Genomic DNA, 26,526 nt, shown 5'->3' with positions numbered 1-26,526 from the left:
ACATACGATTCTATAATTACCAGAGATTTCAAAAGAAATTAAATAACCTGAGTCCTTATATATACAGAACTCAGGCTGCTTAAATTTGCGTTTTTATCACTGTCTACTTGACAGGGGTCACTTCATTTTGGAGGTGGTTCTTTAATTTTGAATTTTTTGCTGAACCAAATATTTTAAAGAATTATATATTAATAATTGAGCCTAAAGGTCCGCATTAGTCTCTAAATTGGTTAATCCTCCCAGAACAATTACCCGGTAGCAGTACTATAATGTAGTACATTCAGGAAGGAGGAATTAGGTTTGGATAACGAAGAACAACAACGTAATGATAGAAAAAATGCTCGCCTACAAGCCAGGCTTGAACGTTTATTGGCTAAATTAGAACATCTAGAACGATTTGCAGGAGACTTACCAGAAGCAAGACTGGAAAGAAAAAGACAAAGGTTAAATGATAGTATAGAAGCTTTACAGGATGAAATTAATGGGATCTCTGTTGTAGAGACTGATGTAGAGGTAGAAGCAGATGGTGTAGCCATTGCAGAGGCTGAGGCAAATGCTGAGGCAAATGCGGATGCGAATGCGGATGCGGAAGCCGATGCGGATGCGGAAGCCGATGCAGACGCTGAGGCTGATGCAGATGCGGAAGCTGATGCCGACGCCGACGCCGATGCTGATGCTGATGCAGAAGCCCATGCAGATGCAGATGCAGATGCGGATGCCGACGCCGATGCGGAAGCCGATGCGGAAGCCGATGCGGATGCGGAAGCCGATGCAGACGCTGATGCTGATGCAGATGCGGAAGCTGATGCCGACGCAGACGCCGATGCTGATGCTGATGCAGAAGCCGATGCAGATGCCGATGCCGACGCCGATGCGGAAGCAGATGCCGATGCGGAAGCAGATGCCGATGCAGAAGCCGACGCAGATGCCGATGCTGATGCGGAAGCTGATGCAGAAGCAGATTCAGAAGCAGATGCGGAAGCAGATGCAGAAGCCGACGCCGACGCAGAAGCCGATGCGGAAGCGGATGCAGAAGCAGATGCTGAAGCGGATGCAGAAGCCGACGCTGACGCTGATGCCGATGCCGAAGCGGATGCAGAAGCGGATGCAGAAGCGGATGCAGAAGCGGATGCAGAAGCGGATGCCGAAGCGGATGCCGAAGCGGATGCAGAAGCGGACGCCGAAGCCGATGCGGAAGCAGAAGCCGATGCCGAAGCGGATGCCGAAGCGGATGCAGAAGCGGATGCCGAAGCCGATGCGGAAGCGGATGCCGAAGCGGATGCCGAAGCGGATGCAGAAGCGGATGCCGAAGCCGATGCGGAAGCGGAAGCCGAAGCGGAAGCCGACGCCGATGCGGAAGCGGATGCAGAAGCCGATGCGGAAGCGGATGCCGAAGCGGACGCCGAAGCAGATGCTGAAGCGGATGCAGAAGCAGAAGCAGAAGCCGATGCGGAAGCGGATGCAGAAGCCGATGCGGAAGCGGATGCCGAAGCAGATGCAGAAGCAGATGCAGAAGCGGATGCCGAAGCAGATGCGGAAGCGGATGCCGAAGCGGAAGCCGACGCCGATGCGGAAGCGGATGCAGAAGCCGATGCGGAAGCGGATGCCGAAGCGGACGCCGAAGCAGATGCTGAAGCGGATGCCGAAGCAGATGCGGAAGCGGATGCCGAAGCCGACGCCGATGCGGAAGCGGATGCAGAAGCCGATGCGGAAGCGGATGCCGAAGCGGACGCCGAAGCAGATGCTGAAGCGGATGCAGAAGCAGATGCAGAAGCCGATGCGGAAGCAGATGCCGAAGCGGATGCAGAAGCCGACGCTGACGCTGATGCCGATGCAGAAGCGGATGCCGAAGCGGATGCAGAAGCGGACGCTGAAGCCGACGCGGAAGCGGATGCAGAAGCCGACGCGGAAGCGGATGCCGATGCTGACGCTGATGCGGAAGCGGACGCGGAAGCGGATGCGGAAGCCGATGCGGAAGCGGACGCGGAAGCGGATGCCGAAGCTGATGCGGATGCAGATGCAGAAGCTGACGCCGAAGCGGACGCCGAAGCGGATGCAGAAGCGGATGCGGAAGCCGATGCCGAAGCGGATGCCGAAGCGGATGCCGAAGCGGATGCAGAAGCGGATGCGGAAGCCGATGCAGAAGCGGATGCCGAAGCGGATGCAGAAGCGGATGCAGAAGCCGATGCGGAAGCGGATGCAGAAGCCGACGCTGATGCCGATGCCGAAGCGGATGCAGAAGCGGATGCAGAAGCGGATGCAGAAGCGGACGCTGAAGCCGACGCGGAAGCGGATGCAGAAGCCGACGCTGACGCTGATGCCGATGCCGAAGCCGAAGCGGATGCAGAAGCGGATGCAGAAGCGGACGCAGAAGCCGACGCGGAAGCGGATGCAGAAGCCGACGCGGAAGCGGATGCCGATGCTGACGCTGATGCGGAAGCGGACGCGGAAGCGGATGCAGAAGCCGATGCGGAAGCGGATGCGGAAGCCGATGCGGAAGCGGACGCGGAAGCGGATGCCGAAGCGGAAGCGGATGCAGATGCAGAAGCTGACGCCGAAGCTGACGCCGAAGCGGATGCAGAAGCGGATGCGGAAGCAGATGCAGAAGCAGATGCGGAAGCGGATGCGGAAGCGGATGCGGAAGCAGATGCGGAAGCGGATGCGGAAGCAGATGCGGAAGCGGATGCCGAAGCGGATGCGGAAGCAGATGCAGAAGCAGATGCGGAAGCGGATGCCGAAGCGGATGCTGAAGCGGATGCGGAAGCGGAAGCGGATGCGGAAGCGGATGCCGAAGCGGATGCGGAAGCGGATGCCGAAGCAGATGCGGAAGCGGAAGCGGATGCCGAAGCAGATGCAGAAGCAGATGCGGAAGCGGATGCGGAAGCAGATGCCGAAGCAGATGCGGAAGCGGATGCAGAAGCGGATGCGGAAGCGGATGCAGAAGCGGACGCCGACGCAAATGCAGATGCAAATACTAGCTTTGATGGTAACACGATCAGCGCAGGTGGGAATACTTTCACGAATGGTAACAACGTTGTGATTAGTTATGTAGATAATAATGCAACAGCTATTGCATCTATTTTATCCACAATTAGTATGCTTGAAGCTTTAAGAGGGAATCAAACTGGAGGCAGCAATATCGACTCGCTTATCGCTAACCTAACTAATACTCTTTCGACAATGATTCAAGAAGGGAACGGAAACCGTCAAGCGGTCCTTGATGCAATTAATAATCTAAAAAAGAATGAGTCCTAATTAGTTAGATAGGGAAGGAGGAGGTTCTTATGGCCAAAAGAAATATCTCGCGTTGTTCCATCCCGGCAAAGGGTAAGGCTATTCTTGTAAAAGTAAGGAATAGTCACACTGAGCAAAGTCGTAAGTTCAATTTAAATGCTTATGATAAGGATTCGGATTTAAAAGAATCTCTAGGAATATTTTTAGATGGAAAACCAATTAAAAGTGATACTCTTCAACCAGGTACGGAAAGAATATATAAAGTGGATGTAGCAAATGTCAAAAGAAAGGTTTCCTTTGAAATTATTCAGGAGAGTGGAGGATCTGGAGTATCTGTTTCCACAAAGAACAAAGGTCCCGCTAGTGTAGAGATTAGTATTAAATAATGTAAGAATTCAAACTGACTCGGGAGTTTACTTCCGGGTCAGTTTTCTATTAAGAACAAATAGACACTTGAAAAATATAATTTTGACATAATCGTGAACAAAGGACTAGCTTCATATGAAAGGATTGTGAACATTATACTATTTACCTAGTGAAAACTGGAATTATGGGTTAGTATTACCTCGTGTACAGGTCAATTAGTATGAGATTAATAAATAACTGGATTAAACTTACAACCACTTTGAACATATTGCTCTGTCACATCTATTAGTTTACTCCCTTTGGAGGTTGGTTACATGTATAGAACCGTACATACCTTTTGTACACAAGCGGAATATCGAGAATTACGAAGTACTTTACATAAGGAGATTCAGTTAATTCTTGGAAATCCTGTTTCCTTTTTAATGGAAGTGGCTGTCAATGAGGCGATTAACAATGCCCTTAAGTCCAATCGAGATCAAAAACCCGTTACTCTTTGTATAAGGGTTACAAATTATGACCGGTTAATCATCCGAATAAAAGATAACGGAAAGGGATTTAATGCCCAAGATGCATTAAGTAGTGTAACAGCTTCTCCAGAAGCCATATTTGAGGAAAAATTATTGGAGGAATCAGGGAGAGGTTTATCCATTATAGCAAGTGCTTCGGATAAAGTGTATTACAACCGTAAGGGGAATGAAGTTCTTATGATGAAATACATCAGAACCCTATGAATAATGGAAAGCTTACTTAAAGATTGAGGTGGATCATTGGATGGCAAAGTTAACAAAGAAACTCTTATTATCGTATTTTATTATAGTCATAATCATGGTAGGTTTAGGTTTGGAAGCAATTTACACGTTATCTACCGTAAATCAAAATGGAGTAGATATGTACAACGATCGTGTTGTACCCTTAGCTCAAATAGCTGAAATTGCTAAGTACTCTGAGAATACCCGTGTGCAAATGGTAACAGCTGTTAACTTAGAAGACCCAGCAACAACAAAAGTTGCCGAAGAGAATATTTTAAAGATTGAAGAATTAATTAAGGCATATAAAGAGAGCTATCTTGTTCCTGAAGAAGAAGCAAAGTTTAAAGAGTTTGAAGCAAACTGGAGTCAATTTACTGGAGTTGTAGCCAATAATATCAAGTTAATTAGAAATGGGCAGTATGAAGAAGCCAAAATAGGATTAAAAGCAGGTGGACAATATTTTGGACCTGCTAGTGAAAATATAACCGCTCTAATTAACATTAATAAAGAAGTAGCCTATGACTTATTAAATAAGAACAAACAAAAATATGATGAGTCTCTATATATATTAATTGCACTAATTGGTTTAGCGATCATACTAGCTGTTGGAATAGGAATATTTGTTGGAAGAAAAGTCGCTTACCCAGTGATTGAGATTTCTAATCGAGCAAAAAGAATTGCAAACGGAGATTTAACGGGTGAAGACATTATCTTAAAAAATAACGATGAGATTGGGGATTTAGCTGGTTCTTTTAACGATATGAGCAAAAGTTTAAGAGGAGTAGTGTCAACTGTTATTGAATCATCATCAGAATTGACGGCTGTTTCAGAACAAATGGCAGCATCTAGTGAACAAGTATCTGCTTCCGCTGCAGAGGTTTCAAACTCAATGAACTACGTGGCACAGAACACAGAGACTGGTAATCAATCTGTTGTAGAAGTTTCAAAAGTATTATTAGAGTTATCGTCTCTTATTCAGATTGCCAAAGGGAAAGCCATTTCTGCCCAGCAAAACTCAGAAACCACATTTCAAACAGCAAACGCAGGTAAAGATATTGTGAGTAAATCTATTAATAAAATGGAGATTATTCGCAGTAGAACAGTAGAAACAGAAGGGCTAATTCAAAAGCTCGATCAATATTCACAAGAAATTGGACACATTACTAAAATGATTACTAGTATTGCAGACCAAACCAATTTACTGGCTCTCAATGCCTCCATTGAAGCAGCAAGGGCGGGAGAACATGGACGAGGTTTTGCTGTAGTAGCAGAAGAGGTTCGTAAATTGGCTGAGCAATCCAATGATGGGGCAAGTCAAGTAGCAGAGCTTGTTAGGAAAATTTCCGGAAGTACAGGAGAAGTGGTTAAAGCTATTCAAGAAAATAAGGTAGAGGTAGAACAGGGTGTTACTGTTGTAGCAAGTGCTGGACATGCCCTTGATCGTATTCTAACTGCTGTGACAATTACCTTAAAAGAAGTGAATAGCATTACTGATGTAACAGATGAAGAAGTTGCAAGTTCAGATAAAATCGTTGCTCTTATACACAAGCTTTCAACTATTATGGAAAGTACCGCTTCAAGTACAGAAGAAGTGGCTGCATCCACTCAAGAAACAACCGCTGCAATGGAAACTGTTTCAAGTAGTGCCGAAGAAGTAAGTGCTATGGCACAAGAATTACAATCTTCGGTTCAGATATTTAAAATATAAGTTATTCTTTATATAACTATAGAGAATGAGATTAAATGGAGCGTAGTTCAAGGTGTGGGAAATAGAGGAAAACAATAAATAGATTTTACAATAAAGTCATGTAACATAGGCTCGGTTCGTCTTAACAAAAATGATTAAAGGGGGAATAAGAATATGCTAAAGAAAATAGAGATTACTGAATTAGAACCACATCTAATTAAAGTGAGATTAGTAGGAGATCTTTACGTAGAAGAAGCTACTGAAATTCGTGAAAGACTGTTAAAGCAGATTGACCAAGGGGTACAAAGTATGACTGTGGATGTAAGTGAGTTAAATTATATAGACAGTTCGGGCCTTGGAGTGCTAATCGCTATCCATAAACGTTGTACTAGTAAAGGTGGATTTGTGAAAATAAAGGGAATAAAAGGGAACATTAAAGAATTGTTTGAATTAACTCGTTTAGATCGAGTGTTTGAAATAGAATAAACTTTGAAAAAACCTTTAACTGTGTATATTCAGTTAAAGGTTTTTTTAGGTTAATATAAACTAAAGTAAATTTCCTTTTAGGAGACACCTATGAATGAAAAAAACTATGATGAATTGCTTAATATTAAAACTACGGGAAATCAAATGGGTTTCCATTCATCCTTTCATTACCATCGCTATGAGGCAACACCATATGAAGCATTAGATAGTTTATTTGAAATGTACGAGTTGAATAGTAAACATCGCATTGTTGATTTTGGATGTGGAAAAGGTCGTTTAAACTTTTACATCCATTACTTCTTTCAAGCAGAAGTGGTGGGAGTAGAAATGAGTGAGAATTTTTTTCAAGAAGCTATCCGTAACCGGGACCAGTACTGTAAAAGAGTAAAAACAGGAAAAGAGAGGATGCATTTTCATTTTGGCCTAGCCGAACAATATCCTATTGAATTAAGAGACAACCGATTTTACTTCTTTAACCCTTTTTCACTTGCCATCTTTATGAAGGTAATTAGAAATATTCTCCTTTCATATGAACTTGAGAAAAGAGAGTTAGATGTAATTTTATACTATCCATCAGAAGATTATATTTACTACTTGGAAAATCAAACTTCTTTTGAACTTGCTAAAGAAATCAAATTATCGGAAAAAGATGTGTCTGAAAGGTTTTTAGTGTACCGTTTAACATAAAATCTTATTAGAATAGGGTAAAGTTTAGCTACATAGAAAATGTTAAAACATCAAACACAAAAGGCTTCCTTATGGAAAGTCTTTTTCTTTTTAACTAAAATATTGAATGAATTTTCATATTTTTCGAAACTTTATAGGCGGTTAATCGTAAGTATTATTGTAGCTAGTTATTTAACGAGTAAAGGCTCTTTTCACAATCAAGACAGTAAAACGTAATCATCAATTTCTTACTAATGTATTTATTTGTGAAACAGTCTTAATAAACAAACAGGAGGTTGAATATGCTTACGTCTATAGGTATTGCAATGTTTGTCATACCAGTGTTAATTGTTGCAGTCCTTGGTGGAGTTGGATATTACTTTTGGGTTAGGATACGATATCGAACAGCGAAATCCAATCAAGCACTAATTATTACAGGTCCAAGATTAGGTGATCCTGAAAAAGAAACGAATATTTTTACTGATGATGAAGGGCGTTCCATGAAAATTATACGAGGTGGAGGCTATCGATTACGTCGATTTCAGACTGCGACACCTGTTAACCTTACCTCCTTTCAATTAAAGCTATCTACTCCAAGAGTATATACAAATGGAGGGGTTCCCATTGTTGCTGATGCGGTTGCGATGGTGAAGGTTGCGGACACTTTAAATGGAATTGCCAATTATGCCGAGCAATTTCTAGGGAAAAAACAAGATGAAATAGAACTAGAAATCATTGAGGTATTAGGAAGTAATCTTCGTGCAATTCTATCAAAAATGACCGTAGAAGATATTAATAGTAACAGAGAAACATTTAATGCGGATGTTTCTGAGATTGCCCAGAAACAACTAGACTTAATGGGCTTCAAAATTACCTCCCTAGGTTTAACTGACATAAGGGATGCAGATGAAGAGAATGGATATTTGAAAAACTTGGGTAGACCACGTATTGCTGAGGTTAGAAAATTAGCTGAAATAGCTGAGGCCAACACGGAGCGTGAAACTCGTATTCACCGTGCTCAAACAGACCAAGAAGCCAAAGAGGAAGAATACAAACGCCAAATTTCCATTGCAGAAGCTAGAAAAGAAAAGGATATTAAAGATGCTGCTTTTAAAGAGGAAACTGAACGAGCACGTGCGAAATCAGAGCAATCCTACGAATTAGAAAAAGCGAAGCTAGCAAAGGAAGTAAAAGAAGAAGAATTGTCTCTTCAATTTATGGAGAGAGAGCGTGCAGTTAAGCTAGAAGAGGAAGAATTGAAGGTACGTAAAACGAAGGCAGATGCAGACTATTATGAAACAACCCGTAGAGCAGAAGCGGAAGCTCGTAAAGCCGAAATTGATGGAGAAGCTAAAGCGAAGATTCGTAGAGAAGAAGGTTCTGCCGAAGCAGATGTCATTCGTGAGCGTGGTAAAGCAGAAGCAGAAGCTCGTAGATTACTAGCAGAGGCCATGGAAAAACATGGAGAAGTTATCATTACCGAAAAACTAATTGAAATGTTACCGGTGTTTGCTGAAAAAATTGCTCAACCGCTTAATAACATTGAATCTGTTAAAATTATTGATTCTGGTAATGGCCAAGGAATTCCTTCCTTCGGTAAAAGCATTACAAAAACGATGGTTGATATGAAAGAGCCATTAAAAGAGATGACTGGAATTGACATTGGTGAATTATTAAAGTCATATGTGAATCGTTCACAAGGCGTCGTTATTCATAATACGACGAATGACAGGGAAGTAACGAACTTACCAAGTAATGAAATAAATAAAAAAGAAGAATAACGTATAGAAGGACCTGTTCACATGCTGAACAGGTCCTTTTATATAACTGTTTATACTTCAAACTTTTTTATTAATTCATTGAGCTGTTCGCTTTGCTGAGTAAGTGTTTCTGCTTGTCTTGAAATAGTTAATATAGCAGCAATTTGCTCTTCTACAGAAGACATCACTTCCTCAGATGAAGCAGAGGTTTGTTCAGAAACAGCTGACACATTTTGAATACCTGTATATAGATGTTGAATGGAGTTATCTACATTATTGATGTATTCACTACTTCGGTTAATGGCGTGTATTATTTCTTGAATAATTGAAGAGAGGTTACTAAATTCTTTTTCTGTATCTGTTACTGCATGGTCTAATTGTTCGGATAAAGCCATCGTTGTATTCATTTCAGCTACACTGTCTTTAGTTTGGTGCTCAATCGCCTGAATCATTTGTTGAATTTCATCTGTTGCTTTATTGGTGGCTTCGGCTAATTTTCTAACCTCTGACGCTACAACTGCAAATCCTTTTCCGTGTTCTCCTGCTCTAGCTGCTTCAATAGAAGCATTAAGGGCTAACAAATTCGTTTGGTTTGCGATTTCACCAATGGTGGAAACGATTCCAGAAATATCACGAACCTGTCCGCTCAATTCCTCTACCGTATGTTCAATCGTTTTCAAAGAATTCTTGGAGTCTAAATTAGCCTTTTGGAGAGAGGATACCTGATTCCTACCGTTTGAAACCGCATTTGTACTCTCTTGAGTTAGTTTAATAATTTGCTGGTTTTGAGAATTTAAATCTTTCATCGTATGAGCTAATGATTCTGTCCCTGCATTCACATCTTCAATATCTCCAGCCTGTGAAACTGCACCCTTTGTAATTTCATCCATCGCTCTACCAATCTCTTCACTAGAAGCAGTTGTTTGTTCTGCTAAAGCTGATAATTCTAGTGATGATTGTGATGTTTGATGGCCAACCGTTTGTATTCTTCCAACTAACTCTCGTAATTCTTCTGACATTTTGTTAAAAGCTTTTGCAATCTGGCCTACCTCATCTGAGCTTTTATAATGTATTGTCTCATTCTTTAAATTACCATTAGCCACTTCAATAATAGATGTAGTCACTGTTTTTAAAGCGAGAAGTTTTTTTCTTAAAAGTAAGAACATAAGGAGTGTTGCTAACATCACTGTACTGAAAGAAATAACCAAGATTAGAATTTTTAAAGTGTTAATAGAAGTGTGGAATTCATCTTCATAGGCACCGATGATAATCGCCCAATCCCAAGGCTCAAAATAGACCGTATAAGAGATTTTATTACTCATTTTTGTTTCTCCAGCTTTTGGCCATGCAAATTCGTAATATCTTTGGCTCGGATCTCCTTTTTTACTAATCTCATATAAATCCTTAACAATAAAGTTACCTTTTTTGTCCTTTACTTGTGACATGTCTTGTCCAAGAGGTAGAACTGGATGAAGCTGTACTTTTAAGTCTTTATCATATGCAAAGATATATCCGTTTTCTTTATATGTATAAGGTGACTGGGTAAAATCATAAAATAATTTTTCATTTCCTGAAACAGCGGGACCATTGAGTCTAACACGAGCTTTCTCTTTTGCCTCTTCAAGAGTAATTGAGCCGCTTACAACCTCATCATTTAATTCTTCAAGAACAGGAATAGCTCCATCCGCAATATGCATAAGGTTCAACTTGCCGCTGTTCACTAGTTCCCTTTCAGCGAATAAATAACTCGCCCCACCGAGTACTAAAGAAACAAGAACAATTAGGGTAATAGTAATACCTATAATTTGAGCAAATAAATTTTTTCTCATCTTTAACACCCTTTCTATGTAATTGATAGTAGTTTAGTAGTGTTTTTATTTATGAAGTATATTACTATTTTACCATTAAAAGCAATGGCTAAATTATGGCAAAATTTAAAATTTTATAACAATTATTATGTTGAGATAACAAAAGCCAGACCCAATTGAGTCTGGCTTTTTAGAATAATCTATATAGAAGATCGATGATACAGGATAAATAATAATACCAACATAACTATATCTAACCTAGCAGAAAAAGCAAATTGCACTAGTCCTGTATGAAGGATCGGTACCTTTGTTAAAAGTATTGCCCCAATCATAATAATAATTAAAGGAACAGTAGCCCTTTTTACCTCTTTATCCATATCTAGTAGAAAAAATTGACAATTACACCTTCTATAAATATAATTGAAACTATTACGAGTGTATAAAAGTTAGTTATATTTATAGGAGGTTCAGTATGCAGTCGACATATGAACAAAAAGTGGATGATTTTTTTAGGGAGGTTAGTGTTTTAGATTTAGAAGGAAATATTAAGAATCAATCAGATATCCCAGACTTAAAGGATGATGAATTAATTGAGTTAATGAACAGAATGGTTTTTACTAGAACGCTAGATAAACAATCTATTATGTTGAACCGTCAGGGGAGACTAGGGTTTTATGCTCCAACATCAGGACAGGAGGCCTCTATGGTGGGAACTGGGTTTGCGTTGCATAGAGAGGATTGGATTTTGCCAGGGTATCGAGATATTCCTCAATTATTCTTTCACGGTGTCCCACTAACGAATCTTTTCCTATGGTCAAGGGGACATTTTCAAGGAGGACAGTTTCCTGAAGGAGTTAATGCCTTACCTCCTCAAATCATTATTGGTGCTCAAATAACTCAAGCGGCTGGAGTGGCTCTTGGTATCAAGAAAAGAGGGAAAAAGGGAGTTGCAGTAGCTTATACCGGTGATGGAGGATCTTCACAAGGTGACTTTTACGAAGGAATGAATTTTGCAGGAGCATTCAATGCACCGGCTATATTTATTGTTCAAAACAATCAATATGCTATTTCAACTCCAATATCAAAACAAACAGCTGCAAAAACCATTGCACAAAAAGCGGTTGCTGCAGGTATTACTGGAGTAAGAGTGGACGGAATGGATGTACTTGCTGTTTATAAAGTAATGAAAGATGCTCGGGAGCGTGCCATTAATCAAAATGGACCAACGTTAATCGAGTGCATGACTTATAGATTTGGCCCTCACTCCACTTCAGGTGATAACCCCAAACTATATAGAGAGGCAGAACAGGAAAATGTTTGGAAACAAAAGGACCCATTGGACCGGTACAGAAAATTTTTGGAGCAACGTGGGCTTTGGAACAGTGACATGGAGGAAGAAGTTATTTTAAAAGCAAAAGAGGAAATAAAAGTAGCAATTAAGGAAATCGATTTACTTGGACCTCAAACATTAGAGGACCTTCATCGTTACATGTATGAAAACAAAAATCTACAACGGTAAAAAGAGGTGCCGTTTACAGTTAATAATAGATTTTGTATGTAAAAAAACTAGCTACTAGTGGCTAGTTTTCTAAAAGGCTTGTTCTCCCTCTTGTAAAAAAGGAGAATAAGCGGAGTCATTATCTATATTATTCTTTATCTTAACTAGTGTTTTCTCAAATGTGGATATCGCAATTGTCCCTACCCAATTAGGAGGTACGAATTGTGGTGGAAGCATGGGATCCAAGGTTAGTAAATCATCCATCGCTTCAATCATTTTCAGATAACAAATAAAGAGCTCTAATGAATGACGAGAAGGGTCTTTAGTATACTTGTCTACTTTTGGCTCAATTTCGTTATAAAACCATTCTAATCTTTCTTTATATAATAGATCTATTTCATTTATGTTCCAAATATTTGTTGATATATTAGTTCCACGTGAACCTATCGTACCAATATCGTTTAAGATGAATTGATTGGTAACTAGCATGGTGACATATGGATCAATTTCAAGTGTATCTATTAAATGGATGACTGCCTCTGTCTTATTCCAAGGATTGATATAAACACTTTTGTAAAGCTGGCCAAAACCTAATTCAATAAGTCCTTTACGAAAAGCATCTCTTTTTTTTCTATTGGTCTCAGGTATTTCAGTTAAAACCATGTACCATTTTTCGTCCCAAGTTTGATTATAATAATTAACTTTCGAATATAATGATTCAATACTCTTTTGACCTGTTGGAGTAATACGGTATGTAGAACGGTCTGTAGCAACTATATAATGTTCTTTTTTTAGCTTTGTAAAAGTATTTCTTACGGTCTGAGGTAAATAGTTCATTGATTCATATATTTTTATAATTTCCTTACCTTCCATTTGATCTACTTTTGAAAGAAGGTATAATATTTGCTTTTCGATACTCATTTATTTCACCTCTGTGATAATAGTATCTTATGTCCTAAATAATAGAAACCTTTATGTAGCGATTAAAGTTTTTTCAAAAGGAAACGAACGTTAATTTAAATTAAAACTAACAAACCAGCATTCCCCTAAAGAGATTGCTGGTTTTTCACTACTTCAAAAAATCCTTTGCCTTAGGTGAATTTCTATAAATTGCCTCACGCAATTCAAATGCATAGGGTTCTAGTCCTGGCATATTCATTTCTTCGGCGATAGCAATTTCTTTTTCAATATCATAAGGAACACGAACGATTTCGATGGAGAAAGGCCCAGGCTCCTTGGAGTTATATATTCCATGAAGGATTGCGTAAGTAGCTTGAGGAATATCGAGTGGATTTCCTACACTTCCTGCATTAAACAATGTTTTTTGGCGAAATACATTTTGTATTAAAGCTGCATGAATATCACCAAATCCTACTACGTCAGGTATTCTATTATCTTCTAGAGGGGTAATCCACTCACTATTTTCAAACATGGCCTCTATTTCTTCAGCCGGGTGCATCCAAGGTACCACGCGATGGTGAACACTTTTAGCGGAAGCATGATACAAGCGTATGTATTTACCACTCATATAGAAGTCATAGTGAAAAGGGAGGCTTCCGAGGTAAGTTAGCCTTTCTACACCTAATTGATTCTGTTGCCAAATGCTGGGTTCATATTCTTGTTTTTCTTGGATCCCTTCATCCCAGTTCCCGTAGACAACCACTTCACAAATATCTCTAATACGGTCAACTGCTTGGCCAGGTTTAGGTCCTTTACCAACCAGGTCACCTAAACAAAAGATTTTATCAATCCCTCTATTTTGTATATCTTTTATTACAGCTTCAAGTGCCGTCATATTTCCATGTATATCAGAAATTACTGCAATGCTTTGCATATTCATTCTCCTTTCAACCTGTTGAATAGTCATTATTTAGTTCTACTGAAGGAAGCTTTTCTCCTTTTATGGTTACTTTTTCCCCTAAAGGAGGTAGTAAGTAGAAGGTTTTTTTACCTATTTATAGAATATTATTACAATTGCGAGAATTTCTGATTTAACCGAATGTGCTAGTTATACTGAATTATTACAAAGTATTAACAATTGGTGTATAGTAGTATTGTTTCAAGATATTTTAATTTAAAATATATACATTATATCGTTTCATTTTGCATTAAAATCATTATTAAAGTTATATATAAAAACAATCTTGTATGGAAGTGTTATTATGAAAAATAATAAGCAGGCTTTACTCTTGCTAAATGCACTTGTAAGGGATATTGGTTCTAAACATAACATTTTATCGAAAGAAACGATCGACTTTTTTAATGAAAACCTTGAAGATGATGAAGATAGAGAAGTGGTTGACTCTTTATTATTAGGCTTACAAGATGTAAATGTTCAGTTAGAGAATATGAGTTGGCTTAACAAACACTATCGTATTTTACATGAATTTGCACAGATTTGTAGTAAAACCTTGAATGAGGAGACCCTTCTAAAAAAAGCACATGAAATGGTCTCAAAAGTTATGCCTACCGATTCCTTTTATATTGCTTTATATAATGAAGGGGACACGGAAATTGAATTTGTTCTGATGGCCGACAAAGGGAAATTTTATCCACGACGACGGGCGGAATTTGGCGATAACTATGCTTCAAAAGTAATTCAAACACGAGAAATCATTCACCATAAAGAAGCTTTAGTAAAAGAGGAATTTGATTCGTCCTTTGGTGAAACAGAAACAACGTCATGCCTGTTTGTTCCAGTTATTATAGACGATAGCGTAAGAGGTGTACTATCGGCACAAAGTGATGTCAATTTTGCCTATAGAAAAGAACATGAGGAATTACTCCAAATCATTGGAACCCATGTGATTAATTCTATTGAAACAGCTAGACTCTATGAAAAAATCTATAAGATGACAATAACGGATGAACTTACTGGACTGAAAAACTATAGAGCATTCCATGAGGATTTATCCAGCCTTATTAAAGAGGGAAACCGCGATATCACTTTGATAATGATTGACTCAGATAATTTAAAGAGAGTAAACGATAACTATGGACATGACATTGGGGACCTATATCTGAGTTTGTTAGCAGATGGTATTAAGAGCATCATGACTGATCAAATTACAGGTTACAGATATGCCGGCGATGAATTCATGGTCATTATAAACGGAGACATAAAAGAGGGAGTAAGGAATTTATACAAACGTTTGATTGAATTTTACTCAGCTAATCCTATCAATATTTTCAACAATAAGATTAATGTTTCCATTAGTTCCGGTGTTGCTCACTATCCGAACAATGGTATGACCGTTGATACATTAAAGAAATCAGCTGATGAAGCATTATATGAGGCAAAGGAACAAGGGAAAAACCAACTTGTTTTTTCATAAGAATCATTAGCAGTAGCTTAGATGGCTACTGTTTTTTCTTTTTTTAATTTTCCTAAAGATAGGAAAAAATTCAGCGGTCTTAAGTCTTGATAAGCAAAATAAAGGGGACTTCTAATTTACTATAAAGCAAATATTCGCTAGGTTAATAGAATGGTTTTGGCAAAGTTAAGAGGTTAGAAGAAAAAAGAAAGCGAATACAACCTAAGTAATCTAGTAAATCTTAGGAGGTAATTTCTTTGAAAAAAGGGAAAAAACGTTCGGCTGTTTTACTTACTACACTAATGCTAACTTCAGGATTATATGTAACACCAGCAGGATTTACAGTTCCGGTAGAGGCAGCAGTTAAAAATGTAGTGAATCCTAGTTCAATGGCTTTTGATCAAAAAGTAATTGCAAGAGTTAATGCTGACCAAATCTTTGAGGATTTACGTTATCTAGCAGATACAATTGGACCTCGTGTGGCTGGAACAGAGGGTGAACAAAAAGCTGCCGATTTTATTAGAGAAAAACTACAGTCCTATGGCTATCAAGTGGAAACACAAGAATTCAGTATACCAAATATGGGAGTGGGACATTTACATACTAGTGATGGAAAAGAGGTAGCGGTAACTATTCCTTCAGGCTCTGCAGCTACTAATAGCGAAGGGATTACTTCCTTTTTATATGATGCAGGCTTAGGAAAGCTTGAAGATTTTACAGATGAAGCAAAAGGAAAGATTGCTCTTATTTCAAGAGGTGAAATTACATTTAGAGCGAAAGTAGATAATGCGGTGGCAGCTGGTGCTACTGCAGTCCTAATCTATGATAATGGAACTCAACTTACACCACTCAACCCATCTCTTGGCGGAAATGTTTCCATACCAGTGGCTGGTTTAACGAAAGCAAGTGGGGAAGCACTACTCCGGGATGTGGTAGAACAAAATAAAACAGTATCTTTTGAAGTAACCCTGCTTGAAAACAGGAAATCACAAAACATTATTGCAACACGCACTCCTAATAAAGGAGAAAATCATGATATAGTACATGTCTCCGCGCACTTTGACAGTGTACCATTTGCCCCTGGAGCAAGCGATAACGCATCAGGAACAGCGGTTGCATTAGAAATTGCGAAGGTCTTAAAAAGCTATCCAATTGATAAAGAAGTTCGATTTGTCTTTGTAGGGGCAGAGGAGATTGGTTTACTTGGCTCTAAGTACTATGTCGAACAATTAAGCGAAGATGAAGTAAGCCGTAGTATCGCTAACTTTAATATGGATATGGTCGGCACTTCTTGGGAAAACGCAACAGCTATTTATATGAATACACTAGATGGTCAAGCAAATATTGTCACTGAAACAGCAATAGCAACAGCTGAGCGAATTGGCACACCTTCAGAATTAGTTTTATACCAACGTGGAGCATCTGACCATGTATCTTTCCATGATGCGGGTATACCAGCAGTAAACTTTATTCGCCGTGAACCAGGAACAGCGTCACTTGAGCCATACTATCATACACCACTTGATACGACCCAGCATATTAGTAGCGAAAGGTTGAAGGAAGCAGGGGATTTAGTTGGAGCTTCGGTGTATCAGTTAATAAAAAAGTAGAATAAGCATAGAGCTGAATCAAATTTGATTCGGCTCTATTTATTTTCAGTGTAAATAAATATCCTATATATCTTTTAAAATCATCTATAGAAAAATAGTACAAATAATAAGTAACTATAGCTCGTTTTTTTGTATATATTATATATGGTTTGTATGGAAGGGGTTTTATAAAATAATAATATTCAAAATATTCACAATATAAAGGAGGTTGATAGACGTTTTGTTATATAGATTAGGTTCAGTAATGTTGCGTTCTAATGGAAGAGTTTTAAGAATAAAGGGAGGTAAAGGGGCATGAAAAGGATATTTAACTGTATGTTTTTTGTGTTAATGGCTAGCTTTTTATTAATAGGCTGCAGTTCTAAAACGGATAACGGAGCTGAATCGGAAAGCGGAAAAGGAAAAGTTCTGGCTAATATTAAAGATACTGGTAAATTAACTGTAGGATTTGAAGGTGCTTATATGCCTTTCAATTTTTTAAAAGATAATGGAAAAGATTACGATGGATTTGATGTAGATATTTCTAGTGAGATTGCCAAACGGTTAGGCGTGGAAGTAGAGTTTGTAGCAACTCCCTGGGATGGATTAATTGGAGGGTTAAAGGCAGATAAATTTGATATTATCATTGCACAAATGAGTATAACAGAAGAGAGAAAGAAAAGTGTAGATTTTACAGATCCTTATGTTGAAACAGGTGGGGTATTAATTACACGTAACGATACAAACGATATTACTAAGTTAGAAGATATTGCTGGTAAGAAAGTTGGGGTTGGTGGAGGAACAACTTTTGAAGAAGTAGTAAGAGGGGTCAGTGACGCGAAAGTTCAAACCTATAAAAATGTTAATGAATATATACAGGATTTAATGAACGGAAGATTGGACGTAATTATGAACGATCAGTTGGTAATGGGGTATAACATAAAAAATCAAAACCTTCCAATAAAGATTACTAGTGATATTGTCAATAAGGACCTTATTGGAATGGCTGTTAAAAAAGGAAATGAGGATTTTATTAGTGAAGTAAACAAAGCTTTAGCTGAAATGAAAAAGGATGGGACGTACACAACCATATATAAGAAATGGTTTGGAGTCGAGCCTACTCTTCAATAGAATGGGGGACTCGGAATGGACCAAATCTTTAGCTCGCTCCCTATTCTCTTAGGAGCAACTCTTGTAACGTTGACTTTAGCAGTTGTGTCAATGTTGATAGGGTTAGTTATTGGTATTTTTACAGCCCTTGCTCGTATTTCGAAAAATAAAATTTTATATAATTTATCTTCAACCTATGTATCTATTATTAGAGGAACTCCATTACTAGTTCAAATATATGTTATTTACTTTGGTCTCCCCCAAATTGGAATACACTTTAATCCAATCACTTCAGGGATAATTGCTTTAAGCATAAATGTAGGGGCATATCTTTCGGAATCTTTCCGTGCTGCCATTCAATCCGTTGATAAGGGGCAAATGGAAGCAGCATCAATGCTCGGGATGACTTATAGCCAAGCGATGAGACGAATTATTATTCCACAGAGTATCCGAACAGCCTTACCTACAATAGGTAACACATACATTGGACTTCTTAAAGATACATCTCTAGTTTCAGTTATAACAGTAACTGAATTACTCCAAACAACCTCACTAATTATAGCGAGAACATTTGAACCTTTACCTTTTTATTTATTGGCAGGACTCATTTATTGGGTGTTAAGTATGGTCTTTACACTCTTACAAACGAGATTAGAAATGAGAATGTCTCGCCATGTTCAGCTTTAAATAGAAGGGAATAGATATAATGATTACACTTAAAGGAATCAGTAAAAGTTTTGGTTTAAATAGGGTTTTAGATCAAATTAATTTAAATGTAAACAAAAGTGAGGTAGTTGTTATTCTTGGGCCTAGTGGTTCTGGGAAATCAACATTATTACGCTGTGCAACGTTTCTTGAGGAGCCTGACGAAGGAATGATTCGTATGGGAGATTATGAGATACAAGCAGGAGGAAAAACAACAAAACAAAGAAAAGATCAAATTAGACTCCTAAGACAACATACAGGATTTGTTTTTCAACAATTTAACTTATTTCCTCATAAAACAGCTCTTCAGAATGTAATGGAAGGTCTTATCACTATTAAAAAAATGCCCCTTGTTGAAGCCAAAAGATTGGCTGAAGGATTACTAGAAAAAGTAGGCCTTGCAGAAAAAGGAGACCACTATCCTTCACGTTTATCAGGCGGACAACAACAAAGGGTTGGAATAGCGCGAGCACTTGCAATGGAACCACTTGTCATGTTGTATGATGAACCAACTTCAGCCCTTGATCCGGAATTAGTAAGAGAAGTTCTTACAGTAATGAAGGATTTAGCTAGGGAAGGAATGACCATGGTGGTAGTTACACATGAAATGGGATTTGCCAGAGAAGTTGCGGACAGGGTTATATTTATGGATGGTGGCAAAATCATCGAGCAAGGTAAACCGGAAGAAATCTTCACAATGCCTAAAGAAGAAAGGACACGTAAGTTCTTAAGCATTATTGAAAAGAAGGAGTGAACAAAATGCGTGTAGCAGTACTCGGAACAGGTATGATTGGGAATATGATTGTATGTGAACTTGCTAAGGCCGATTCAATCTTAGAAATCATTGCAGTAGATACTTCCCAATCTAACCTAGACAGATGCTTAAAAGATGCTAACCAGTCAAAGGTTTTAGGAAGAATAGCTACCTTAGATGACTGGGACACACTAGTTAGTATTATGAAGGAAGTAGATATAGCTGTAGCGTGTTTACCTCACTTTTTAAGTTTACCAGCAGTAAAGGCTGCAATTGAAGGAGGATGCCATTTAATTGATTTGGTCGGCTCGAAGTACCTTGAAAAAGCAGAACTTCACAATGAAGCGAAAGAAAAGGGTGTTCTAATTGTACCTGGAGCTGGGGTGGCACCAGGAATCACTAATTTTTTAGCAGCCCGAGGTATTGAATTACTGGATGAAGCAGAAGAAGCTGTGATGATTTGTGGAGGAATTCCGAGACACCCACTACCACCATTATGGTATCAAGTAGTGTTTAGACTAGAAAGTGTGATGGGTCTATACACAAGACCAGCTTTAGCAGCTGAAAATGGACACTTAGTAGAACTGCCTCCACTAAGTGGAAAAGAAACATTACATTTTCCAAACCCTGTTGGAGAATGTGAAGCGGTTATCACCGATGCTCACAGTGTGGCATTTACCTTGAAAAATAAAGTAAAAAGGCTTTATGAAAAAACCGTTCGTTACAAAGGTCATTGGGATAAGATGGCTGTACTAGCTGAATTGGGATTTCTAGATGAGGATGAAGTAATAATTGAGGGGATGAAGGTATGTCCACGTAAACTCTCAATGGCAATTTTAGAACCTAAGATGAAGGGTGAATCAAACGAAGATATTACAGTGTTAAGAGTTACGGTTAAAGGAAAAAAGGATGGAAAATCAGTTAAGCTGGAATGGGAAATGGTAGATTTATATGATAATGAAAAAAATATTACCTCTATGGCGAGAACCACAGGATATCCAGCTGTAATTCTAACAGAGTGGCTTGCAAATGGTACGTTAAAACAGAGTGGTGTAGTTTCCATCGAAGAATTAATAATAGGAGATTACTTTGATCCTTTTATGGAAGAATTAAAACAAAGGAATATTCATATTAAGTTTGAAAAGTCTTACTCCTATGAGAATGTTAGCATTTGATAGTATATAAGTAGAGCAGTAGCAACGGTAGAGCAGGGAAACCTAAAGGTTTTCCTGCCATACCATTGACCATAAAGTAGTTAATAATATAGCACTAATTAAAACCCATCCTCACCCGCAATAAAAGGAATAGATAATCTATTTTCCACTGCGCGAAGCCTTTGATTTAAACGGTTTAAACGTCGCGTTTGTCTTTCATCATTACGACTTAAACGTGTCACCTCTCCATTTAGTCTTCTAATTTCTTCATTAATACGCTCAATTTCTCTGTTTAAACGTCTAATTTCTTGATTTTGTCGGGTTAATTCTCTAGTTTGATTTTCATTTTGTCTTTCTAATTGTGCTATTCTTCTCTCTAATTGTTGTGGTTGTCTTTCAACATCTAAACTTTGGGTGAATGAATATGGATCATACTGATAGGACATTGTAGGGTCCATTTGCATTGGGGCATATCCGTGATAATAATATGGATACATTGGAAACCCTCCTCTTTCTAAGTGTAATCCATATAACTTATGTAGATGATTAGAGAGTGACAGGGCGGATGCCTATGAAAAACGCTATAGTGGTTGTATATGTTATCTACTTATTTAGTCGGAATGGTATGGAAAGATTTAAAAGAAATAAGGGGATGTGCTAGTATAGAAAGGAAGATAAGTTTTTAACAAAGGAATGATCTCATTGTATTTAACAATAGAAGAAACAGCAGAATACCTTTCTTACCCCGAATCATACATAGAAAGCCTAATACTACAAAAAAAGATCCGCGCAATACACGATGGTGAACAATACTTAATCTATAAAGAGCAATTCAACACACACATCGACCAAGTTGAAAAATATAAAAAACTAGTAGAAGAAATACTTCAAGAGCCAATCCCCGAAGACTTAGATGTTAAAGATGAGGATTAAAAAATAATTTAATATTGCTTCTGTAGTACTCAAAAATTAGGGGTGCTTTTCATTAAGTCCCTTAACTAAAGGAAGTAGAGAAAATTGGTTTTTTCTCCACTTCCTTTTCTATTTAGTATAGAGCACTGAGTTGATTGGAGGGGAAGGCACTTGACTCCAGCGGGATGTAGAGGAAAGGTCGAGACCCCACAGACGGCACGGCGAGGAGGCTCGACTTCCTCCCCGAGGAAGAATTTGCCCTTTGAAAAAATCGGCTTTTGGATTTTTTCATTAATTCTTCTCGCGGAAAGCAAGTGCCTGGACCGGAAATCAACGGACAAACTAATAGAACAGTTCAAAATATCAATAGCCTTATAAAAAGAGTTTTTAATATCTTAGTTATAACAACAAAAAATTAATCATAGACTTTATCATATAGTTTCAGAATTATGTAATCATTTATTACTATTTTATAATAGTAAATCTACATTTTACTTTCTACTAAACATTTACAGAAATGAATAATTGCATAAAAAAATAATTTTAAGTATAATAACAACAAATCTAAAAATACTGAATATTTAAACAAAATTTGTAAGTATTTTCATATCTAAAGGGGGATATACATTGAAGAAGTTTAGAAAGCTTTCATTTATTATGCTGTTAAGTATGGTCTTTATTCTATCAGCCTGTGGTACTAGCCAAGTAGATGGCGGAAAATCAGGAGGAGAAGAAAAGAAAACTCTTAAGGTAGTAACAGATGCGGCATATGCTCCATTCGAGTATATGGACAAAGGGGAAATAGTTGGTTTCGATGTGGATTTCATTGAGGCGGTAGCAAAAGAAGCTGGATACGAATTAGAGATTGTTAATGTTGGTTGGGATCCTGTTTTCGTAGAAGTGAAGGATAAAATTGCTGATGTAGGTATTTCGGCCATTACGATTAACGACGATCGTAAGCAAACATATGACTTTTCCGTACCTTACTTTTTATCAACAAATAAAATCCTAGTTCCAGAGGGCAGCGATATTAAGAGTGCGGCTGACCTAAAAGGAAAAGTGGTTGCTGTTCAAAATGGAACCACTGGTCAAGAAGCAGTGGAAGCTCTTCTTGGTAAAAACAATAAAGACATCAAGAAATTTGAAAACAATAACTTAGCAATCATGGAATTAAACAGTGGCGGTGCAGACGCAGTGGTTGCGGACAACACGGTTGTTGAAGAATATGCTAAAAATAATCCGAATGATAAATTAGTAGTTGTTGAAGATGCAAATGCTTTCGAAAGTGAATATTATGGATTAATGTTTGCGAAAGAAAGTCCATTAAAAGCGGAATTTGACGCAGCAATCAATAAAGTATTCGAAAACGGCACATATGCAAAAATCTACAAAGAATGGTTCGGATCAGAGCCGGACGTGGAGAATTTAAAAGCCCAGCAGTAGACTATTTTCACTAATAAAATCGATAGCAACAAGTAATCTAAGTTACAAACACACAGATTGCGTAACTCTACAAAGTGTTACGCAATTTTTGCCTTAATAAGGAGGATTATGGATGGATTTTCGTTTTGATATCATTATGGAATATGCTCCTTTTTTACTAAAGGGGACTTTATTAACAATCGGACTTTCCTTAGCTGGTATAGCGATAGGAACGATTCTAGGGTTATTCATTGGCCTTGGAAAAATGGTCCGAAATAAATGGATTGCCATGCCGTTTAATTGGTATATTACTTTCTTTAGAGGAACGCCATTATTCGTTCAAATCTTACTTATTCATTTTGGAGTAGTACCTGCATTCTTAGGTAAAACACATGCTATTACGGCTGCCATCATTGCTCTTTCACTAAACGCAGCTGCATATATTGCGGAGATCTTTCGTGCTGGAATTCAGTCTATTGATAAAGGTCAGATGGAAGCTGCTCGTACACTAGGAATGACACATGTGCAAGCAATGAGATATGTCATTTTACCTCAAGCCTTCAAGAGAATGATTCCACCACTTGGGAATGAATTTGTTGTGTTAATTAAGGAGTCTTCTCTTGCAGCCATTATTGCAGCACCAGAAATCATGTATTGGGGACGAGCTATGGCCGGCCAATACTACCGTGTTTGGGAGCCATACTTAGCAGCAGCCATAATCTATCTTGTACTCACTCTTTCGTTAAGTTACTTACTAAACCGACTTGAAAAGAGGCTGACAACAGAATGATTACAGTGAAAAGTTTAAAGAAGACATTTGGACAGAATGAAGTCTTAAAGGATATTAACATTGAGATCAAGCCACAGGAAGTGGTAGTAGTCATTGGGCCGTCTGGTTCTGGGAAGTCGACTTTCCTTCGATGCATTAATTTACTTGAATCGATTACAGATGGTCATGTATTAATAGAAGGAACAGATATCACGGATAAAAAAGTAGATATTAATAAGATTCGTACAGAAGTAGGGATGGTGTTCCAGCACTTCAATTTATTCCCTCACAAAACGGTTCTTGAAAATATTATGCTCGCACCTGTTAAAGTAAAAAAAGTTCCTGAAGAAAAGGCAAGGGAAAAAGGATTGGAGTTACTTAAAAAAGTAGGATTGTCTGATAAAGCTGATGCCTATCCTTCCGCTTTATCAGGAGGGCAAAAACAGCGTGTAGCTATTGCGCGGGCATTAGCGATGGAACCGAAAATCATGCTTTTTGATGAACCAACCTCTGCATTAGACCCAGAAATGGTTGGAGAAGTTTTAGAAGTAATGAAACAATTGGCAAAAGAAGGAATGACGATGGTGGTCGTCACTCACGAAATGGGATTTGCTCGTGAAGTTGGAGACCGAGTCATTTTCATGGATGGTGGTTATATAATAGAAGAAAATGAACCAAAAGAGTTATTTGAAAAACCTCAGCAGGACCGAACCAAGGCATTTCTGAGTAAGGTGTTGTAACTGTAAGAAAACCAAATATATTAAAAAGTAGGAATAATACTTTAATAGAACAAAGAGTTTTATATGTAGAAACCAACACTATAAATAACATTTAATTAAAAAAGGCTGAAAACTTTGAATGAAATCAAGATTTCAGCCTTTTTATGCAATATAAAAAACCAATGATTAACTATATCGTTGGTTTTTTGTGTAAAAATATGTAATTTATCTTATTTATAAAGGTTTTTTACGTAAATCAAACTATATTTGTAAACAATACCCATGTATATTATTGGTAAATAACATAATGTAAATTAAAACTAACATAAATACAAACAAAATAATAGATAACTCTCACAAAAAACCAAACAAATATAGTTAAAAACCAAAATTATATTGTATAAACATCGTATTGGTGATAAAATTTAATTAAATTTCAACAATTTCAAATAATTGATTTTGTAAGCGCTTTACTTAGTTTTAAAGTCTAGTATTTATAAAAAATACTAGTTATAATCATTTACATTATGTAAAAAGGGGAGTGCTAGTATGAAAAAAGGTTTCTTCAAAAGAACAATGATTTCAGTCATTGCCGCAGGTTTAATGCTAACTGGTTGCTCATCAGGGGAAAAGGCATCCGATCAACCAAAAGGTAATACAAATGTTTCATTAGAAAACGTTCCAGAAAGATTCAAAGATGGTAAAGAAGTAAAAATTAAAGTAATTAGAAAAATTGGCGGTGACGATCATACGGCTCAGTTTTTAGCGGGTGCTAAAGAAGAGGGAGAAGCTATGGGCTTCAAAGTTGACGTATTTACTGCTAATGGAGATACAGCTAAATTCCATGATGCAATCGCTCAATCTGCAGAAGAAAATTATGATGGATTCATTATCTCACACGGTGATGATGCTGCTACTGTAGATGCTGTTAAAAACTTAGTAGCTAAAGGTAAAAAAGTAGTAACGTTTGATTCAAATCCTGATGTTGCAGGAGCGGAAGGGGTAACTTTAACTTCACAAGATGATGAAGCTTTAGCGAAATTAGCTTTAGATCAATTAGTAAAGGATTTTAACGGTGAAGCAAAAGTAGTTTATTTATGGGTAGACGGTTTCCCACCAATGGTAAGACGTAACAATGTTTACAAAGAAGTATTATCTAGTAACCCAGGAATTAAGGAAGTAGGACGCTTTGGTGTTGCAGCAGCAGACACATCTGTACAAACTCAAAATGCTGTTGCGGCTATGTTAAACAAACATCCAAAAGGTGAAATTGACGCAATTTTTGCAACTTGGGATGCTTTTGCTATTGGTGCTGCACGTGCTCTTAAAGAGGCTGGCAGAGATGAAATTAAAATTTATGGTATTGACGTATCAAACGCTGACCTTCAATTAATGCAAGAACAAGGTAACCCTTGGAAGTATACAGCTGCAGTTGATCCGAAATTAATTGGTGCTATCGATATGAGAATCTTAGCTAAGAAGATTGCTGGTGAAGAAACTCCTGACACTTATGATTTAGAAGCATCATTAATCTCTCAAGAACAACTTCAAACTTCTAAAGATCCAGTTAACATGGTGAACCTTGCGAACATCGTTACGGGCTGGGGGCAATCTTCAGAATTTGAAGAAGAGTGGATGAAAACGTTAAAAGAATACTACAAAAAGTAATTTATGACCTTAATCAGGGCTTGACTCGTTTAGAGGGTCAGGCCCTTTTATATGATTTCTGTTTTAGGCTCTTTCGCATGGCTAAACCAAATTAAAACTCCATCCGATTCGGGCTCGAGTCATGAATGTACATTTAGTTGGAAGGAAGGTCACAAA

General features: G+C 38.1%; 23 protein-coding genes. 19 read left to right on the top strand and 4 right to left on the bottom strand.

Annotated features, from left to right (window positions below; genetic code table 11):
- Nucleotides 1-300: 300 nt before the first annotated feature.
- From SM124_RS20385 to SM124_RS20355, 7 genes are all read left to right on the top strand, one after another.
- Nucleotides 301-3,255, top strand: coding sequence for a hypothetical protein (locus SM124_RS20385; RefSeq protein WP_322448384.1), 2,955 nt, complete (start codon nucleotides 301-303; stop codon nucleotides 3,253-3,255).
- A gap of 29 nt (nucleotides 3,256-3,284) precedes the next feature.
- Complete coding sequence (locus SM124_RS20380; RefSeq protein WP_322448383.1) at nucleotides 3,285-3,620, top strand: hypothetical protein; 336 nt, start codon at nucleotides 3,285-3,287, stop codon at nucleotides 3,618-3,620.
- Between the two features lie 294 nt (nucleotides 3,621-3,914).
- A complete protein-coding gene (locus SM124_RS20375) occupies nucleotides 3,915-4,331 on the top strand; it encodes an ATP-binding protein (protein WP_322448382.1) in 417 nt (138 codons plus the stop codon).
- A gap of 40 nt (nucleotides 4,332-4,371) precedes the next feature.
- Complete coding sequence (locus SM124_RS20370; protein ID WP_322448381.1) at nucleotides 4,372-6,057, top strand: methyl-accepting chemotaxis protein; 1,686 nt, start codon at nucleotides 4,372-4,374, stop codon at nucleotides 6,055-6,057.
- Nucleotides 6,058-6,210: 153 nt separating this feature from the next.
- A complete protein-coding gene (locus SM124_RS20365; protein ID WP_322448380.1) occupies nucleotides 6,211-6,522 on the top strand; it encodes an STAS domain-containing protein in 312 nt (103 codons plus the stop codon).
- A gap of 90 nt (nucleotides 6,523-6,612) precedes the next feature.
- A complete protein-coding gene (locus SM124_RS20360) occupies nucleotides 6,613-7,209 on the top strand; it encodes a class I SAM-dependent methyltransferase (RefSeq protein WP_322448379.1) in 597 nt (198 codons plus the stop codon).
- 281 nt (nucleotides 7,210-7,490) lie between these two features.
- Complete coding sequence (locus SM124_RS20355) at nucleotides 7,491-8,969, top strand: flotillin family protein (protein ID WP_322448378.1); 1,479 nt, start codon at nucleotides 7,491-7,493, stop codon at nucleotides 8,967-8,969.
- 50 nt (nucleotides 8,970-9,019) lie between these two features.
- On the opposite strand, the gene SM124_RS20350 is transcribed toward SM124_RS20355, so the two are convergent.
- Nucleotides 9,020-10,777 (bottom strand): methyl-accepting chemotaxis protein, encoded by a 1,758-nt coding sequence (locus SM124_RS20350; RefSeq protein WP_322448377.1) that lies wholly within the window; start codon nucleotides 10,775-10,777, stop codon nucleotides 9,020-9,022.
- A 451-nt stretch (nucleotides 10,778-11,228) separates the two neighbouring features.
- On the opposite strand from SM124_RS20350, the gene pdhA reads away from it, so the two are divergent.
- Nucleotides 11,229-12,275: a pyruvate dehydrogenase (acetyl-transferring) E1 component subunit alpha gene (gene pdhA / locus SM124_RS20345; protein WP_322448376.1), complete on the top strand. Its 1,047-nt coding sequence runs from the start codon at nucleotides 11,229-11,231 to the stop codon at nucleotides 12,273-12,275.
- A 69-nt stretch (nucleotides 12,276-12,344) separates the two neighbouring features.
- Here the strand turns inward: pdhA and SM124_RS20340 are convergent, their stop codons facing one another.
- Together SM124_RS20340 and SM124_RS20335 are read right to left on the bottom strand one after the other, a co-directional pair.
- Entirely contained in the window at nucleotides 12,345-13,175 is an 831-nt protein-coding gene (locus tag SM124_RS20340) for a PaaX family transcriptional regulator C-terminal domain-containing protein (protein WP_322448375.1), read from the bottom strand.
- A gap of 148 nt (nucleotides 13,176-13,323) precedes the next feature.
- Nucleotides 13,324-14,088 carry a metallophosphoesterase family protein gene (locus SM124_RS20335; protein ID WP_322448374.1) on the bottom strand — a complete coding sequence of 255 codons (765 nt, stop codon included), beginning with the start codon at nucleotides 14,086-14,088 and terminating at the stop codon, nucleotides 13,324-13,326.
- Between the two features lie 328 nt (nucleotides 14,089-14,416).
- Between SM124_RS20335 and SM124_RS20330 the strand changes: the two genes are divergently transcribed.
- From SM124_RS20330 to SM124_RS20305, 6 genes are all read left to right on the top strand, one after another.
- Nucleotides 14,417-15,589: a sensor domain-containing diguanylate cyclase gene (locus tag SM124_RS20330; protein ID WP_322448373.1), complete on the top strand. Its 1,173-nt coding sequence runs from the start codon at nucleotides 14,417-14,419 to the stop codon at nucleotides 15,587-15,589.
- A 236-nt stretch (nucleotides 15,590-15,825) separates the two neighbouring features.
- A complete protein-coding gene (locus SM124_RS20325) occupies nucleotides 15,826-17,178 on the top strand; it encodes a M20/M25/M40 family metallo-hydrolase (RefSeq protein ID WP_322448372.1) in 1,353 nt (450 codons plus the stop codon).
- Between the two features lie 294 nt (nucleotides 17,179-17,472).
- Nucleotides 17,473-18,288 (top strand): transporter substrate-binding domain-containing protein, encoded by an 816-nt coding sequence (locus tag SM124_RS20320; protein WP_322448371.1) that lies wholly within the window; start codon nucleotides 17,473-17,475, stop codon nucleotides 18,286-18,288.
- 15 nt (nucleotides 18,289-18,303) lie between these two features.
- Entirely contained in the window at nucleotides 18,304-18,954 is a 651-nt protein-coding gene (locus SM124_RS20315) for an amino acid ABC transporter permease (protein WP_322448370.1), read from the top strand.
- Between the two features lie 19 nt (nucleotides 18,955-18,973).
- Nucleotides 18,974-19,726 (top strand): amino acid ABC transporter ATP-binding protein, encoded by a 753-nt coding sequence (locus tag SM124_RS20310; RefSeq protein WP_322448369.1) that lies wholly within the window; start codon nucleotides 18,974-18,976, stop codon nucleotides 19,724-19,726.
- A gap of 5 nt (nucleotides 19,727-19,731) precedes the next feature.
- Entirely contained in the window at nucleotides 19,732-20,901 is a 1,170-nt protein-coding gene (locus SM124_RS20305) for a saccharopine dehydrogenase family protein (RefSeq protein ID WP_322448368.1), read from the top strand.
- A 98-nt stretch (nucleotides 20,902-20,999) separates the two neighbouring features.
- Here SM124_RS20305 and SM124_RS20300 read toward each other — a convergent pair whose 3' ends face one another.
- Nucleotides 21,000-21,377 carry a hypothetical protein gene (locus tag SM124_RS20300; protein WP_322448367.1) on the bottom strand — a complete coding sequence of 126 codons (378 nt, stop codon included), beginning with the start codon at nucleotides 21,375-21,377 and terminating at the stop codon, nucleotides 21,000-21,002.
- A 196-nt stretch (nucleotides 21,378-21,573) separates the two neighbouring features.
- Between SM124_RS20300 and SM124_RS20295 the strand changes: the two genes are divergently transcribed.
- The 5 genes from SM124_RS20295 (at nucleotide 21,574) to SM124_RS20275 (ending at nucleotide 26,370) form a co-directional block, all read left to right on the top strand.
- Nucleotides 21,574-21,813: an excisionase family DNA-binding protein gene (locus SM124_RS20295; RefSeq protein WP_322448366.1), complete on the top strand. Its 240-nt coding sequence runs from the start codon at nucleotides 21,574-21,576 to the stop codon at nucleotides 21,811-21,813.
- A gap of 606 nt (nucleotides 21,814-22,419) precedes the next feature.
- The gene (locus SM124_RS20290) at nucleotides 22,420-23,235 is read left to right on the top strand and encodes a basic amino acid ABC transporter substrate-binding protein (protein ID WP_322448365.1); all 816 of its coding nucleotides are present in this window, start codon (nucleotides 22,420-22,422) and stop codon (nucleotides 23,233-23,235) included.
- Nucleotides 23,236-23,347: 112 nt separating this feature from the next.
- Nucleotides 23,348-24,004 (top strand): amino acid ABC transporter permease, encoded by a 657-nt coding sequence (locus SM124_RS20285; protein WP_322448364.1) that lies wholly within the window; start codon nucleotides 23,348-23,350, stop codon nucleotides 24,002-24,004.
- Entirely contained in the window at nucleotides 24,001-24,723 is a 723-nt protein-coding gene (locus tag SM124_RS20280; protein ID WP_322448363.1) for an amino acid ABC transporter ATP-binding protein, read from the top strand. The genes SM124_RS20285 and SM124_RS20280 overlap by 4 nt, the downstream gene beginning before the upstream one ends.
- Nucleotides 24,724-25,251: 528 nt before the next feature.
- Nucleotides 25,252-26,370 (top strand): sugar ABC transporter substrate-binding protein, encoded by a 1,119-nt coding sequence (locus SM124_RS20275; RefSeq protein WP_322448362.1) that lies wholly within the window; start codon nucleotides 25,252-25,254, stop codon nucleotides 26,368-26,370.
- Nucleotides 26,371-26,526: the final 156 nt, after the last annotated feature.

This window comes from Robertmurraya mangrovi (assembly GCF_034427655.1).
Lineage (GTDB): Bacteria > Bacillota > Bacilli > Bacillales > Cytobacillaceae > Robertmurraya_A > Robertmurraya_A mangrovi.
Note: the sequence above shows the minus strand (reverse complement) of the source record. Positions and strands in the feature narration are given on the sequence as shown.